The following is a 15,924-nucleotide window of genomic DNA, read 5'->3' as shown; positions in this document are numbered from 1 at the left end:
GGATTTCGAAAGGAGAAAACTATGGCTGACGAACAGACGCTGGATACGCAAAACCCAGACGCCAACCAGGCCTCGCAGGCAGCGGGTGAAGACCTGGCGGCTCGTGTGCAAGTGCTCGAAGAGCAACTGGCAGGCGCTCAGGATCAGGCTTTGCGTGTTGCTGCCGATCTGCAGAACGTCCGCCGCCGCGCCGAGCAGGATGTAGAGAAAGCCCACAAGTTTGCGCTGGAGAAGTTTGCCGGTGATCTGTTGCCGATCATCGACAGCCTGGAGCGTGGCCTGGAGCTGTCCAGTCCGGACGACGAAAACATCCGTGCCATGCGCGAAGGGATCGAACTGACCCTGAAAATGTTCCAGGACACCCTGAAGCGTTATCAGTTGGAAGCAATCGATCCGCAAGGCGGCGAGCCGTTCAACGCGGAGCATCACCAGGCCATGGCCATGCAGGAAAATGCAGACCTTGAGCCTAATAGCGTGTTGAAGGTGTTCCAGAAGGGCTACCAGCTCAATGGTCGCCTGTTGCGCCCGGCGATGGTGGTGGTGAGCAAGGCTCCCGCACCGGTTTCGCCGTCGATTGACGAGCAGGCTTGAAATCGTTCGTAACGACCCCATTTATAAGTCAAGCGTTTAAGTGCTACCGCAGTTAGCCACCACTGCTGCGGCAACCAAATCCAAAGTTTCGGGAGAGTGAATCATGGGCAAAATTATCGGTATCGACCTGGGGACTACCAACTCCTGCGTCTCCGTGCTGGAAAACGGCGTATCCAAGGTTATTGAAAACGCAGAAGGCGCGCGTACCACTCCGTCCATCGTGGCTTACGCCAACGACGGCGAGATCCTGGTAGGCCAGTCCGCCAAGCGTCAGGCTGTGACCAATCCGCATAACACCCTGTACGCGGTGAAGCGTTTGATCGGTCGTAAGTTCGACGAAGAAGTCGTACAGAAAGACATCAAGATGGTGCCGTACAAAATCGCCAAGGCTGACAACGGTGACGCCTGGGTTGAAGTGAACGGCCAGAAAATGTCGCCACCGCAAATCTCGGCTGAAATCTTGAAAAAGATGAAGAAGACTGCCGAAGACTACCTCGGTGAAGCAGTGACTGAAGCGGTGATCACCGTTCCGGCCTACTTCAACGACAGCCAGCGCCAGGCGACCAAAGACGCCGGCCGCATCGCGGGCCTGGACGTAAAACGTATCATCAACGAACCTACCGCGGCCGCTCTGGCTTACGGCATGGACAAGGCCAAGGGCGACCACACCGTGATCGTTTATGACCTGGGTGGCGGTACTTTCGACGTTTCCGTGATCGAAATCGCTGAAGTCGATGGCGAGCACCAGTTCGAAGTGTTGGCGACCAACGGTGACACGTTCCTGGGTGGTGAAGACTTTGACATTCGTCTGATCGACTACCTCGTTGACGAATTCAAGAAAGAAAGCGGCATGAACCTCAAAGGTGACCCGCTGGCGATGCAGCGCCTGAAAGAAGCTGCTGAAAAAGCCAAGATCGAACTGTCTTCGAGCAATTCGACCGACGTGAACCTGCCGTACATCACTGCAGACGCCACCGGTCCTAAGCACTTGAACGTGAAGATCTCGCGCGCCAAGCTGGAATCGCTGGTTGAAGACCTGGTTCAGCGCACTATCGAACCTTGCCGCATCGCCCTGAAAGATTCGGGTATCGACGTTGGCTCGATCAACGACGTGATCCTGGTTGGCGGTCAGACCCGTATGCCACTGGTACAGCAGAAGGTCACCGAGTTCTTCGGTAAAGAAGCACGTAAAGACGTGAACCCGGACGAAGCCGTTGCCATGGGTGCTGCCATCCAGGGTGCGGTACTGGCCGGCGACGTGAAAGACGTGCTGCTGCTGGACGTCAGCCCGCTGACTCTGGGTATCGAAACCATGGGTGGCGTGATGACCGCGCTGATCGAGAAAAACACCACGATTCCTACCAAGAAATCGCAAGTGTTCTCGACTGCCGATGACAACCAGGGCGCTGTGACCATTCACGTGCTGCAAGGTGAGCGTAAGCAGGCTGCGCAGAACAAGTCCCTGGGTAAGTTCGACCTGGCCGAGATTCCACCCGCTCCACGTGGCGTGCCACAAATTGAAGTGACCTTCGACATCGACGCCAACGGCATTCTGCACGTAGGCGCCAAGGACAAGGCTACTGGCAAGACTCAGTCGATCGTGATCAAGGCCAACTCCGGTCTGTCCGAGGAAGAAATTCAGCAGATGATCAACGATGCTGAAAAGAACGCCGAGGAAGATCGCAAGTTCGAAGAACTGGCCGCTGCCCGCAACCAGGGTGATGCACTGGTTCACTCGACTCGCAAAATGATCGCGGATGCTGGCGACAAAGTGACTGCTGAAGAGAAGACCGCAATCGAAGCCGCCGTGGTTGCCCTGGAAGCCGCTGTTAAAGGCGACGACAAGGCCACCATCGAGGCCAAGGTTGAGGAGTTGTCGAAAGTCTCCGCGCCGGTCGCTCAGAAGATGTACGCCGAGCAGGCTCCGCAAGGTGACGGTGCTGCGCAACAGGCAGAACCTGAAGCCAAGCACGACGACGTTGTCGATGCCGAGTTCGAAGAAGTAAAAGAAGACCAGAAGAAGTAACTTGGTCGCCCGGTTGACCGCTATCAAGCGGTGACTGGTAGGATGTCGCCGCGCGGGAGCTTGCTCCCGCGTTGGCGTGTCTGGGGTACGCGAATTTTTACAGCATGCGACAAGGTTCGGATGTTGGCGGTGTGATCGGGAATGCTCCTGCTTTGCGATCGACAGGCACCGCGTTTTTGGCTGGGTCTCGGCTGAAAGCAGTAAAGACCAGGATCGTTGAATTTGACGTGAGTTGGGTCCGGGCCTGTATTGGGGCTCAACGAGTTTGGCAGGCTCAGGAGGGTTTTGCCGGACGTCCTTAAGAGTGCAAAGACTTATGGCAAAGCGTGACTATTACGAAGTATTGGGTGTGGAGCGCGGTTCCAGCGAGGCGGACCTGAAGAAGGCTTACCGTCGCCTGGCGATGAAGCACCACCCGGACCGTAATCCGGATAACAAAGAATCCGAAGAAATGTTTAAAGAGGCCAATGAGGCCTACGAATGCCTGTGTGATCCGAACAAGCGTGCAGCCTACGACCAGTATGGCCATGCCGGTGTCGATCCAAGCATGGGCGGCGGCGGGGCTGGCTTTGGCGGGCAGAACTTCTCCGATATCTTCGGCGATGTATTCAGCGACTTCTTCGGCGGCGGTCGTGGTGGTCAGCGCGGCGGTGCCCAGCGTGGCAGCGACTTGCGCTACACCCTGGAACTGAACCTGGAAGAAGCCGTGCGCGGCACCAGCGTCAATATCCGCGTGCCGACGCTGGTCAACTGCAAGCCGTGTGACGGTTCGGGCGCCAAGAAAGGCTCCTCGCCGATCACCTGCCCGACCTGTGGCGGTATTGGCCAGGTGCGCATGCAGCAGGGTTTCTTCTCGGTGCAGCAAACCTGCCCGCGCTGCCATGGCCAGGGCAAGATCATTTCCGATCCGTGCGATTCTTGCCACGGCGAAGGGCGCGTCGAAGAGTACAAGACCCTGTCGGTGAAAGTGCCGGCCGGTGTTGATACTGGCGACCGTATCCGGTTGTCGGGCGAGGGCGAGGCGGGCGCGCAGGGTGGTCCGACGGGCGATCTGTACGTGGTGATCAATGTGCGCGAGCACGCTATCTTCCAGCGTGACGGCAAGCACCTGTTCTGCGAAGTGCCGATCAGTTTTGTCGACGCGGCCCTGGGTGGCGAGCTGGAGATTCCGACCCTCGAAGGGCGGGTCAAGCTGAAGATCCCCGAGGGGACTCAGACCGGCAAGCAGTTCCGGATCCGTGGCAAAGGTGTAGCGCCGGTGCGCGGCGGTGGTGCGGGCGACTTGATGTGCCGTGTGGCTGTCGAGACGCCGGTCAACCTGGATCGTCGTCAGCGTGAGTTGCTCGAAGAGCTGCGCGGTTCGCTGGCCGGTGATGGCTCCCATTCGCCCAAGACCGCTGGCTGGTTCGAAGGCGTGAAGCGCTTCTTCGGCGACCTGTAAGGACGTGGATATGCGACGTATAGCAGTGATGGGCGCCGCCGGGCGCATGGGCAAGAATCTGGTGGAGGCGGTGCAGCAGCGCTCGCCTCTGTCGGGGCTGACTGCGGCGATCGTACGCCCCGGCAGTACGCTGATAGGCGCCGATGTTGGCGAGCTGGCCTCCCTGGGGCGGATCGGTGTGTCATTGTCCGGCAGCCTGGAGCAGGTGGCTGATGAGTTCGATGTATTGATCGACTTCACCCTGCCCGAAGTGATGCTGAAAAACCTGGCGTTCTGCCGCAAGGCGGGCAAAGCCATGGTTATCGGTACCACGGGCCTGAATGCCGAGCAAAAGCAATTGCTCGTCGCGGCAGGCAAGGACATTCCTATCGTGTTTGCCGCCAACTTCAGTGTGGGCGTCAACCTGTCGCTGAAGTTGCTCGACATGGCGGCAAGGGTGTTGGGTGATGACGCGGATATCGAGATCATCGAGGCGCATCACCGGCACAAGGTCGATGCGCCATCGGGCACTGCCATGCGCATGGGCGAAGTGATTGCCGATGCCTTGGGGCGTGATCTGTCGAAGGTTGCGGTATATGGTCGCGAAGGTCATACCGGGGCGCGCGAGCGTGAAACCATTGGCTTTGCCACCGTGCGCGGTGGTGATGTGGTGGGTGACCATACGGTGCTGTTTGCTGCCGAAGGTGAACGCCTGGAGATTACCCATAAGGCTTCCAGTCGCATGACCTTCGCCAAGGGCGCGGTGCGTGCCGCATTGTGGCTGGAGGGCCGCGAAGCGGGTCTCTACGACATGCAAGACGTGCTGGATCTGCGTTAATCAGTAGCAAAAACGGGCCCGGAGGATTACTCTAGGGCCCCGTTTTTACCCGCTAAGCGACGTCCTGTCGCATTCTCCTGCCTTTTCGGCTCATTAGCGGTGGACCCAAAAAGCCTTTTTCTGTAAGCTACAGCTTTAGTGTGTCCACTAAAAGCGCGCAGAATAATTCAGTGAAGAAGCGGGGTGACGTGTCCATACGTCACTCCGCTTTTTTGCAACCTGCGATCGCCCTTTCAGGCTTTATTTACGGGAGGTCTTCTTGACTAAGCCAGCCATACTCGCCCTTGCTGATGGCAGCATTTTTCGCGGCGAAGCCATTGGAGCCGACGGTCAGACCGTTGGAGAGGTGGTGTTCAACACCGCCATGACCGGCTATCAGGAAATCCTTACCGATCCTTCCTACGCCCAACAGATCGTTACCCTGACTTATCCGCATATCGGCAACACCGGTACTACACCGGAAGACGTCGAGTCTGATCGTGTCTGGTCGGCCGGTCTGGTGATTCGTGACCTGCCACTGGTTGCGAGCAACTGGCGTAACACGATGTCGCTGTCCGATTACCTGAAAGCCAACAATGTTGTGGCGATCGCCGGTATCGATACGCGCCGCCTGACACGCATCCTGCGTGAAAAAGGCTCGCAGAACGGCTGCATCATGGCCGGTGACAATATTTCCGAAGAAGCGGCAATTGCTGCAGCGCAGGGCTTCCCTGGCCTTAAAGGCATGGACCTGGCGAAAGTCGTCAGCACCAAAGAGAAGTACGAGTGGCGCTCCACTGTCTGGGACTTGAAGACCGACAGTCACGCGACCATCGAAGCGACTGAGCTGCCGTATCACGTCGTGGCCTACGACTACGGCATCAAGTACAACATTCTGCGCATGCTGGTCGAGCGCGGTTGCCGTGTGACCGTGGTCCCGGCCCAGACCCCGGCCAGCGATGTGTTGGCCCTGCAACCGGATGGCGTGTTCCTGTCCAACGGCCCGGGTGACCCTGAGCCATGCGACTACGCGATCAAGGCCATCAAGGAAGTGCTGGACACCGAGATCCCGGTATTCGGTATCTGCCTCGGCCACCAGTTGCTGGCCCTGGCCTCCGGCGCCAAGACCCTGAAAATGGGCCACGGCCATCACGGTGCCAACCACCCGGTACAAGACCTGGACACCGGTGTCGTGATGATCACCAGCCAGAACCACGGTTTTGCGGTGGATGAAGCCACCTTGCCGGCCAACGTGCGTGCCATTCACAAGTCGCTGTTCGACGGTTCCCTGCAGGGTATCGAGCGCACCGATAAGAGCGCGTTCAGCTTCCAGGGCCACCCTGAAGCGAGCCCGGGCCCGAACGACGTAGCGCCGCTGTTCGACCGTTTCATCAATGAGATGGCCAAGCGACGCTGACTGAGTGGCTTGCGGGCGGCCCCGACTCTCGGTGGCCCCCGCAGGCTCTTCAAAGATTGTTCAAGACGGCTTGCCGACTGACCTGCGGATTTGAGTGACAAACCCATGCCAAAACGTACAGACATAAAAAGCATCCTGATTCTCGGCGCTGGCCCGATCGTGATCGGCCAGGCCTGCGAATTCGACTACTCCGGCGCCCAGGCCTGCAAGGCCCTGCGCGAAGAGGGTTACCGCGTCATCCTGGTGAACTCCAACCCGGCCACCATCATGACCGACCCGGACATGGCCGACGCCACCTACATCGAACCGATCAAGTGGCAGACCGTTGCCAAGATCATCGAGAAAGAGCGTCCGGACGCACTGCTGCCGACCATGGGTGGCCAGACTGCACTGAACTGCGCCCTGGACCTGGAGCGCGAAGGCGTCCTGGAAAAGTTCGGCGTAGAGATGATCGGCGCCAATGCCGACACCATCGACAAGGCTGAAGACCGTTCGCGTTTCGACAAGGCCATGAAGTCTATCGGTCTTGATTGCCCGCGCTCGGGTATCGCCCACAGCATGGAAGAGGCCAACGCGGTTCTCGAAAAGCTCGGCTTCCCGTGCATTATCCGGCCGTCCTTCACCATGGGCGGCACCGGCGGCGGTATCGCTTACAACCGTGAAGAGTTCGAAGAAATCTGCGCCCGCGGCCTGGATCTGTCGCCGACCAAAGAGCTGCTGATCGACGAATCCCTGATCGGCTGGAAAGAGTACGAGATGGAAGTTGTCCGCGATAAAAAGGACAACTGCATCATCGTCTGCTCGATCGAAAACTTCGACCCGATGGGTGTGCACACCGGTGACTCGATCACCGTTGCTCCTGCGCAAACCCTGACGGACAAGGAATACCAGATCATGCGTAACGCCTCGTTGGCGGTACTGCGTGAGATCGGCGTTGAAACCGGTGGTTCCAACGTTCAGTTCGGTATTTGCCCGAACACAGGCCGTATGGTCGTGATCGAGATGAACCCGCGTGTGTCGCGTTCTTCGGCGCTGGCATCAAAAGCTACCGGCTTCCCGATTGCGCGCATCGCTGCCAAGCTGGCGATCGGTTACACCTTGGACGAGCTGCAAAACGAAATCACTGGCGGCGCTACGCCGGCGTCCTTCGAGCCGTCGATCGACTACGTAGTTACTAAGCTGCCACGCTTCGCTTTCGAGAAGTTCCCGAAAGCCGACGCCCGCCTGACCACCCAGATGAAGTCGGTCGGTGAAGTCATGGCCATTGGCCGGACATTCCAGGAGTCCCTGCAGAAAGCTCTGCGTGGCCTGGAAGTTGGCGTTTGCGGTCTGGACGAGAAGCTCGACCTGAGCAACCCGGAAAGCATGAGCATCCTCAAGCGCGAGCTGACCGTGCCGGGCGCCGAGCGTATCTGGTACGTGGCTGACGCCTTCCGCGCGGGCATGACCGTCGAAGACATCTTCGGCATGAACATGATTGATCCGTGGTTCCTCGTGCAGATCGAAGATCTGATCAAGGAAGAAGAGAAGGTCAAGACCCTGGGTCTTTCCTCTATCGACCGCGACCTGATGTTCCGTCTCAAGCGCAAAGGCTTCTCCGACCAGCGTCTGGCCAAACTGCTGGGCGTGACCGAGAAAAACCTGCGCACCCACCGCCACAAACTGGACATCTTCCCGGTCTACAAGCGTGTTGACACTTGCGCCGCAGAGTTCGCCACCGACACCGCGTACCTGTACTCCACCTACGAGGAAGAGTGCGAAGCCGCGCCGTCGGGCCGCGACAAGATCATCATCCTGGGCGGCGGTCCAAACCGTATCGGTCAGGGCATCGAGTTCGACTACTGCTGCGTACACGCCGCCCTCGCCCTGCGCGAAGACGGGTACGAGACCATCATGGTCAACTGCAACCCGGAAACTGTTTCCACTGACTACGACACTTCCGACCGCCTGTACTTCGAGCCGGTAACGCTGGAAGACGTGCTGGAAATCTGTCGCGTCGAGAAGCCAAAAGGCGTGATCGTGCAGTACGGCGGGCAAACCCCGCTGAAACTGGCGCGTGCCCTGGAAGCGGCTGGCGTGCCGATCATCGGTACCAGCCCTGACGCCATCGACCGTGCCGAAGACCGTGAGCGCTTCCAGCAAATGGTCGAGCGCCTGAACCTGCGCCAGCCGCCAAACGCGACCGTGCGCAGCGAAGACGAAGCCATCCGTGCAGCCAGCAAGATCGGCTACCCGTTGGTGGTGCGTCCGTCCTACGTGCTGGGCGGCCGGGCGATGGAAATCGTCTACGAAGAAGAAGAACTCAAGCGTTACCTGCGTGATGCGGTGAAAGTGTCCAACGACAGCCCGGTGCTGCTGGACCACTTCCTCAACTGCGCCATCGAGATGGACGTGGATGCGGTCTGCGACGGTACCGACGTGGTGATCGGCGCGATCATGCAGCACATCGAGCAGGCGGGTGTTCACTCCGGTGACTCCGCGTGCTCCCTGCCGCCGTACTCGCTGCCGCTGCACATCCAGGACGAGATGCGCGAGCAGGTCAAGAAAATGGCCCTGGAACTGGGCGTGGTCGGCCTGATGAACGTACAGTTGGCGCTGCAAGGCGAAGACATCTACGTCATCGAAGTCAACCCGCGTGCTTCGCGTACCGTGCCGTTTGTTTCCAAGTGCATCGGTGTGTCCCTGGCGATGATTGCCGCCCGTGTCATGGCCGGTAAGACCTTGAAGGAAATCGGCTTCACCAAGGAAATCATTCCGAACTTCTACAGCGTGAAAGAGGCGGTATTCCCATTCGCCAAATTCCCTGGTGTGGACCCGATCCTGGGCCCAGAGATGAAGTCCACCGGTGAAGTGATGGGCGTGGGCGATACCTTCGGCGAAGCATTCGCCAAGGCCCAGATGGGCGCCAGCGAAGTGCTGCCGACCGGCGGTACTGCGTTTATCAGCGTGCGTGATGATGACAAGCCGCTGGTTGCAGGCGTGGCCCGTGATCTGATCAACTTGGGCTTCGAAGTCGTGGCCACCGCCGGGACCGCCAAGCTGATTGAAGCCGCTGGCCTGAAAGTGCGTCGCGTGAACAAGGTAACGGAAGGTCGTCCGCACGTGGTCGATATGATCAAGAATGACGAAGTCACCCTGATCATCAACACCACCGAAGGTCGCCAGTCGATCGCGGATTCCTACTCCATTCGTCGTAACGCCTTGCAGCACAAGATCTACTGCACCACCACCATTGCTGCTGGCGAAGCCATCTGTGAAGCGCTCAAGTTCGGTCCGGAAAAGACCGTGCGTCGCTTGCAGGATTTACACGCAGGATTGAAGGCATGATCAAATACCCAATGACTGTCCAGGGCGCCAAGGCCCTGGAAGAGGAGCACGCCCATCTGACCAAGGTCGTACGTCCAAAGCTGAGCCAGGACATCGGTACGGCCCGTGAGCTGGGCGACTTGAAGGAAAACGCCGAATACCATGCTGCCCGTGAGCAGCAGGGGATGGTCGAGGCGCGGATCCGTGATATCGAAGGGCGCATGCAGAATGCGGTCATCATTGATGTCACGACTATTCCCAAGACCGGCAAGGTGATTTTCGGCACGACTGTAGAAATCGCCAACGTCGAGACGGATGAAAGCGTGACTTACCACATCGTGGGTGAGGACGAGGCTGACTTCAAGCTCGGCAAGATCTCCGTCGGTTCGCCCCTGGCCCGCGCCTTGATTGCCAAGGAAGAGGGTGATGTGGTGGCCGTCAAGACGCCCGGTGGCGTGATCGAGTACGAGATTGTCGAAGTTCGTCACATCTGAAAAACGGCGCCCGCTTCGAGCGGGCGCCATGCTTTGGCAGTTTGCCCAGATGCTTTGGGTTGGCGGGCTATGGCTGCTGCATCTTGGTGTATTGCCGGTGCTGGGCATGATTGGCCTGGCGCCGTTGCTGATCGATGAGATCGGCGGATTATTGAGTGCGCTGCTGGTGGGATTTGCGGCGGCGTGCGTGATTCTCCAGGCATTGGTGCTGGTCAAGGCCGAGGGCTTGGGGAGTTTGTGGCGGGATATGCGCGGGCAACTGCTGTTGATGGCGCTGTATGCGTGCGCAATGTATTGCGTGGTGCGCATATTGCTGCCGGAAGCGTTGCGCTGGCAGCTGTTCAGCTATCTTGTGCTAGGGTTTTCTGGCTTGGTGCTGGTGGTGCAGCCTGCGCCGGGATGGAGTGGCAGGGCGCGCGAAGCGCGCCCGTGACCCTTGCATCATTTGAAGCGATGAACGTTCGACAGTTGCTTGTTGGCGCTGAAATTCTTGCGATACAGCAGCGCCATCTTGCCGATGACCTGAACCAGGTCCGCTTTGCCCACCTTGCACAGTTCTGCAATGGCGGCCAGGCGCGCTTCGCGATCAAGGATGTTGACCTTGATCTTGATCAGCTCGTGATCGCCTAATGCGCGTTCAAGTTCGGCTAACACACCTTCAGTCAAACCGTTGTCGGCCACAATCAAAACTGGTTTCAGATGGTGGCCAATGGATTTGTACTGTTTCTTCTGCTCTTGAGTGAGCGGCATAATCTGACCCCTGCGTCTGATCTTGTAAAAAGCGGCGGCCAGTTTACCCGAGCGAGTCCGGGACCGCCCAGTTAATCACGACCCGTTTTATTTTCGAGGTGGCCCGTGGCCCGTTCCAAAACTAGCCTTAACTGGCTTAAAGAGCATTTCAACGATCCTTACGTAAAAAAGGCGCAAAAGGATGGCTACCGTTCCCGGGCCAGCTACAAGCTGCTGGAGATCCAGGAAAAGGACCGGTTGATCCGTCCCGGCATGAGCGTAATTGATCTCGGCGCAGCCCCCGGTGGCTGGTCCCAGGTGACCAGTCGTCTGATTGGTGGGCAAGGCCGTTTGATCGCTTCCGATATCCTGGAAATGGATAGCATCCCTGATGTGACCTTCGTCCATGGCGACTTTACCCGTGATGATGTATTGGCACAGATCCTCGAGGCTGTCGGAAATTCGCAGGTAGACCTTGTGATTTCGGATATGGCCCCCAATATGAGTGGATTACCAGCCGTGGATATGCCACGCGCCATGTTCCTGTGCGAATTGGCACTGGATCTGGCAGGAAGGGTTCTGCGTCCGGGTGGTGATTTTCTGGTCAAGGTCTTCCTTGGGGAAGGTTTTGACGAGTACCACAAGAACATGCGCAAGCTGTTCGACAAGGTGCAGACCCGCAAGCCTGACTCCTCGAGGGACAGGTCTCGCGAGCAGTATTTGCTGGGCCGCGGCTATCGCGGTGTCGAAGGCGCTGCCAGTGATGAGCGTCTTTAAAGGTTTTAAGGGAGTCGATAGGTATTTTTATATCGCTTTCGTCACGAAGCTTTACGAATATTGTGTAGTCAAAGTTTCACAAAGGGTTACAGACGGCGCCTGCCAGAGTTGTAGGTAATGTAGTAAGTTAGGCCGGTGAATATCATGCGAAGCGCGCGCCAGTAGCGGAGCTTGCTTCAGAGGGTAGTTAATTGAACGATATGGCAAAGAATCTGATCCTGTGGTTGATCATCGCGGCTGTCCTGGTGACGGTGATGAACAACTTCTCCAGCCCTAACGAGCCGCAGACCCTCAACTATTCCGACTTCATCCAGCAAGTTAAGGATGGCAAGGTCGAGCGCGTAGCGGTTGATGGCTACGTGATCACTGGCAAGCGCAACGATGGCGACAGCTTCAAGACCATCCGTCCGGCGATCCAGGACAATGGTCTGATCGGCGACCTGGTGGACAACAAGGTGGTCGTTGAGGGCAAGCAGCCTGAGCAGCAGAGCATCTGGACCCAGCTCCTGGTGGCCAGCTTCCCGATCCTGGTGATTATCGCCGTGTTCATGTTCTTCATGCGCCAGATGCAAGGCGGCGCAGGGGGCAAGGGCGGACCGATGAGCTTCGGCAAGAGCAAGGCCCGCCTGCTTTCCGAAGACCAGGTAAAAACCACCCTGGCTGACGTTGCCGGTTGCGACGAAGCCAAGGAAGAAGTTGGCGAGTTGGTCGAGTTCCTGCGCGATCCGGGCAAATTCCAGCGCCTGGGTGGCCGTATTCCTCGCGGTGTACTGATGGTCGGTCCTCCGGGTACCGGTAAAACCCTGCTCGCCAAGGCTATTGCCGGCGAAGCCAAGGTGCCGTTCTTCACCATTTCCGGTTCCGACTTCGTCGAGATGTTCGTCGGTGTGGGCGCCAGCCGTGTGCGTGACATGTTCGAGCAGGCCAAGAAGCACGCGCCATGCATCATCTTCATCGACGAAATCGACGCTGTTGGTCGCCATCGTGGTGCTGGCATGGGCGGTGGTCATGACGAGCGTGAGCAGACCCTCAACCAGTTGCTGGTCGAGATGGACGGCTTTGAAATGAATGACGGCATCATCGTGATTGCCGCCACCAACCGTCCTGACGTACTTGACCCGGCGCTGCTGCGTCCGGGCCGTTTCGACCGTCAGGTTGTGGTTGGCTTGCCAGATATCCGTGGCCGCGAGCAGATTCTCAAGGTCCACATGCGCAAAGTGCCAATGGGCGACGACGTCGCTCCAGGCGTGATTGCTCGCGGTACCCCTGGTTTCTCCGGTGCCGACCTGGCCAACCTGGTGAACGAGGCCTCGCTGTTCGCTGCCCGTACCGGCAAGCGCATTGTCGAGATGAAAGAATTCGAGCTGGCCAAAGACAAGATCATGATGGGTGCCGAGCGCAAATCCATGGTCATGTCCGAGAAAGAGAAGCAGAACACCGCTTATCACGAGGCTGGTCACGCCATTGTCGGTCGCGTTGTGCCTGAGCACGACCCGGTCTACAAAGTGTCGATCATTCCTCGCGGCCGGGCACTGGGTGTCACCATGTTCCTGCCGGAAGAGGATCGTTACAGTCTCTCCAAGCGCGCTCTGATCAGTCAGATCTGCTCGCTGTACGGCGGTCGTATCGCTGAAGAGATGACCTTGGGCTTTGACGGTGTGACCACCGGCGCTTCCAACGACATCATGCGTGCCAGCCAGATTGCCCGGAATATGGTTACCAAGTGGGGCCTGTCCGAAAAACTCGGCCCGCTGATGTATGCCGAGGAAGAAGGCGAAGTGTTCCTGGGTCGTGGTGGTGGCGGTCAAAGTGCCAGCTTCTCCGGCGAGACTGCCAAGCTGATCGACTCTGAAGTGCGCAGCATCATTGACCAGTGCTACGGCACGGCCAAGCAGATCCTCACCGATAACCGTGACAAGCTCGACGCCATGGCCGATGCCCTGATGAAGTACGAGACCATTGATGCCGAGCAGATCGACGACATCATGGCTGGTCGTACGCCTCGCGAGCCTCGTGATTGGGAAGGTGGTTCGGGTACTTCAGGCACACCGCCAGTGGTACAGAACGAACGCCCGGAAAACCCAATCGGCGGCCCGGCTGCCGACCTTTAAGGCTTGAAATGACTTCTGTGTTGTCCTCCACCCGGTTGCCTTGCGGCAGCCGGGTTCTTGATTTGGCCCATACGCATGTTATGGGCATTCTCAATGTAACCCCTGATTCCTTTTCCGATGGTGGTCGCTTCAGCCAGCTGGATGCGGCGTTGCGCCATGCAGCGGCAATGGTAGCTGCGGGTGCGACCATTATTGATGTGGGGGGCGAATCAACCCGGCCTGGCGCGCGTGCTGTTTCCCCTGTGGAGGAAATGGAGCGTGTTGCGCCGATTGTCGAGCGTATTCACCGCGAACTGGATGTCATTATTTCGGTGGACACCTCGACCCCGGCGGTCATGCGCGAAACCGCGCGGCTCGGGGCCGGACTGATCAATGACGTGCGCTCGCTGCAGCGCGACGGCGCGCTGGATGCGGCGGCGGCCACCGGGTTGCCTGTCTGTCTGATGCATATGCTCGGCGAGCCCGGGACGATGCAGGACGCGCCGCACTATGATCACCTGGTCGAAGAAGTGACGGAATTTCTTGTCGATCGCATTGCCCAATGCGCCGCTGTGGGAATTGCCCCTGAGCGGATCATTCTCGATCCCGGGTTTGGTTTTGCCAAAACCCTGCAGCACAATCTGAGCCTGTTCAAACATATGGAATCGCTGCATGCCCTTGGTCGCCCCCTGTTGGTTGGGGTGTCGCGCAAGAGCATGATAGGCATGGCCTTGAATCGCCCTGTGGGTGAGCGTCTGTACGGCGGCCTGGCCCTGGCGGCGCTTGCTGTGGCCAAGGGCGCGCGTATTCTGCGGGTGCACGATGTGGCCGAGACAGTTGACGTTGTACGGATGATCGAAGCAGTAGAATCAGCCGAATAAGAATGATGGAGCACTTATGACAAAGAAATATTTTGGCACCGACGGTATTCGTGGTCGGGTCGGCGAATTCCCGATCACTCCGGACTTTATGCTCAAGCTGGGCTGGGCGGCCGGGATGGCCTTCCGCAGCATGGGGGCATGCCGCATCCTGGTGGGTAAGGATACGCGGATTTCTGGCTATATGTTCGAGTCTGCACTCGAGGCGGGCCTGTCTGCCGCCGGGGCAGATGTGATGTTGCTGGGGCCGATGCCTACGCCGGCGATCGCTTATCTGACGCGTACCTTTCACGCTGAAGCCGGTATTGTGATCAGTGCCTCGCACAATCCCCATGATGACAATGGCATCAAGTTCTTCTCGGGCCAGGGCACCAAGCTGCCGGACGCGATCGAGCACATGATTGAAGAGTTGCTGGATGCGCCGATGACCGTCGTCGAATCGAGCAAGCTGGGCAAGGTTTCACGGATTAACGATGCGTCTGGCCGTTATATCGAGTTTTGCAAAAGCAGCGTGCCTACCAGCACCAATTTTGCCGGGCTCAAGGTGGTCATCGACTGTGCCCATGGTGCAACCTACAAGGTTGCTCCCAGTGTATTCAAGGAGTTGGGTGCCGAGGTTACAGTGCTGTCGGCCCAGCCCAACGGCCTGAACATCAACGATAACTGTGGTTCGACCCATATGGGTCAATTGCAGGCAGCGGTATTGGCCGAGCACGCGGACCTGGGTATTGCCTTCGATGGCGACGGTGACCGCGTGTTGATGGTCGATCATACCGGCGCCATCGTCGACGGTGACGACCTGCTGTTCATCATTGCCCGCGACCTGCATGAGCGTAACAAGCTGCAAGGTGGTGTGGTCGGTACCCTGATGAGTAATCTGGGGCTGGAGCTGGCCCTGGCAGACCTGGGGATCCCGTTCGTGCGGGCCAATGTGGGCGACCGCTACGTGATTGCCGAGCTGCTGGAGCGCAACTGGCTGGTAGGTGGCGAGAATTCGGGGCATGTCGTGTGCTTCCAGCACACCACTACCGGGGATGCGATCATCGCGGCGCTGCAGGTGCTGTTGGCCCTGCGTCGGCGTGACGAAAGCCTGGCCCTGGCGCGCCAGGCACTGCGCAAGTGCCCGCAGGTGCTGCTCAATGTGCGTTTTTCGGGCGGCGAAAACCCTATCGAGCACCCGGCGATCAAGGAAGCCTGTGAGCGCGTAACCGTCGCTATGGCGGGGCGTGGTCGGGTCTTGTTGCGCAAGTCGGGGACCGAGCCTTTGGTGCGTGTGATGGTCGAAGGCGATGATGAAACACAGGTTCGCGGCTACGCCGAAGAGCTGGCAAAACTGGTAACTGAAGTTTGCGCCTGAATTCGGCTTGCCAGTGTTGATG

The 15,924-nt window shown here is 58.5% G+C and carries 13 protein-coding genes; 12 read left to right on the top strand and 1 reads right to left on the bottom strand.

The window, feature by feature from the left end; all coding sequences use genetic code 11:
- The first annotated feature begins 21 nt into the window (after window positions 1-21).
- The 8 genes from grpE to HBO24_RS19875 all read left to right on the top strand — a co-directional run bounded on the left by grpE (window position 22) and on the right by HBO24_RS19875 (window position 10,504).
- On the top strand, window positions 22-591 hold the full coding sequence (grpE, locus tag HBO24_RS19910) for a nucleotide exchange factor GrpE (RefSeq protein ID WP_038445951.1): 570 nt from the start codon (window positions 22-24) through the stop codon (window positions 589-591).
- A gap of 103 nt (window positions 592-694) precedes the next feature.
- Complete coding sequence (gene dnaK / locus HBO24_RS19905) at window positions 695-2,617, top strand: molecular chaperone DnaK (protein ID WP_057960662.1); 1,923 nt, start codon at window positions 695-697, stop codon at window positions 2,615-2,617.
- A 316-nt stretch (window positions 2,618-2,933) separates the two neighbouring features.
- Complete coding sequence (gene dnaJ, locus HBO24_RS19900) at window positions 2,934-4,058, top strand: molecular chaperone DnaJ (protein ID WP_057960661.1); 1,125 nt, start codon at window positions 2,934-2,936, stop codon at window positions 4,056-4,058.
- Window positions 4,059-4,068: 10 nt separating this feature from the next.
- The gene (gene dapB / locus HBO24_RS19895) at window positions 4,069-4,875 is read left to right on the top strand and encodes a 4-hydroxy-tetrahydrodipicolinate reductase (protein ID WP_057440174.1); all 807 of its coding nucleotides are present in this window, start codon (window positions 4,069-4,071) and stop codon (window positions 4,873-4,875) included.
- A 259-nt stretch (window positions 4,876-5,134) separates the two neighbouring features.
- Window positions 5,135-6,271 carry a glutamine-hydrolyzing carbamoyl-phosphate synthase small subunit gene (gene carA / locus HBO24_RS19890; RefSeq protein WP_170060140.1) on the top strand — a complete coding sequence of 379 codons (1,137 nt, stop codon included), beginning with the start codon at window positions 5,135-5,137 and terminating at the stop codon, window positions 6,269-6,271.
- 105 nt (window positions 6,272-6,376) lie between these two features.
- The gene (gene carB / locus HBO24_RS19885; RefSeq protein ID WP_057960660.1) at window positions 6,377-9,598 is read left to right on the top strand and encodes a carbamoyl-phosphate synthase large subunit; all 3,222 of its coding nucleotides are present in this window, start codon (window positions 6,377-6,379) and stop codon (window positions 9,596-9,598) included.
- Complete coding sequence (greA, locus tag HBO24_RS19880; RefSeq protein WP_032862903.1) at window positions 9,595-10,071, top strand: transcription elongation factor GreA; 477 nt, start codon at window positions 9,595-9,597, stop codon at window positions 10,069-10,071. The genes carB and greA overlap by 4 nt, the downstream gene beginning before the upstream one ends.
- A gap of 28 nt (window positions 10,072-10,099) precedes the next feature.
- On the top strand, window positions 10,100-10,504 hold the full coding sequence (locus HBO24_RS19875) for an MFS transporter (protein WP_170060191.1): 405 nt from the start codon (window positions 10,100-10,102) through the stop codon (window positions 10,502-10,504).
- A gap of 8 nt (window positions 10,505-10,512) precedes the next feature.
- On the opposite strand, the gene HBO24_RS19870 is transcribed toward HBO24_RS19875, so the two are convergent.
- On the bottom strand, window positions 10,513-10,821 hold the full coding sequence (locus tag HBO24_RS19870) for a YhbY family RNA-binding protein (protein WP_029298992.1): 309 nt from the start codon (window positions 10,819-10,821) through the stop codon (window positions 10,513-10,515).
- A gap of 105 nt (window positions 10,822-10,926) precedes the next feature.
- On the opposite strand from HBO24_RS19870, the gene rlmE reads away from it, so the two are divergent.
- The 4 genes from rlmE (at window position 10,927) to glmM (ending at window position 15,902) form a co-directional block, all read left to right on the top strand.
- Window positions 10,927-11,577, top strand: coding sequence for a 23S rRNA (uridine(2552)-2'-O)-methyltransferase RlmE (rlmE, locus tag HBO24_RS19865; protein ID WP_038445965.1), 651 nt, complete (start codon window positions 10,927-10,929; stop codon window positions 11,575-11,577).
- A gap of 200 nt (window positions 11,578-11,777) precedes the next feature.
- Window positions 11,778-13,688 carry an ATP-dependent zinc metalloprotease FtsH gene (gene ftsH, locus HBO24_RS19860; protein WP_029298988.1) on the top strand — a complete coding sequence of 637 codons (1,911 nt, stop codon included), beginning with the start codon at window positions 11,778-11,780 and terminating at the stop codon, window positions 13,686-13,688.
- An 8-nt stretch (window positions 13,689-13,696) separates the two neighbouring features.
- Window positions 13,697-14,548: a dihydropteroate synthase gene (gene folP / locus HBO24_RS19855; protein WP_170060139.1), complete on the top strand. Its 852-nt coding sequence runs from the start codon at window positions 13,697-13,699 to the stop codon at window positions 14,546-14,548.
- A 16-nt stretch (window positions 14,549-14,564) separates the two neighbouring features.
- Window positions 14,565-15,902, top strand: coding sequence for a phosphoglucosamine mutase (gene glmM / locus HBO24_RS19850; RefSeq protein WP_057440170.1), 1,338 nt, complete (start codon window positions 14,565-14,567; stop codon window positions 15,900-15,902).
- Window positions 15,903-15,924 lie beyond the last annotated feature (22 nt).

Origin of the sequence: Pseudomonas sp. WS 5410 (genome assembly GCF_012985645.1) — a bacterium.
Classification (GTDB): domain Bacteria; phylum Pseudomonadota; class Gammaproteobacteria; order Pseudomonadales; family Pseudomonadaceae; genus Aquipseudomonas; species Aquipseudomonas shahriarae.
This window is presented reverse-complemented; position numbering and strand designations above follow the sequence as displayed.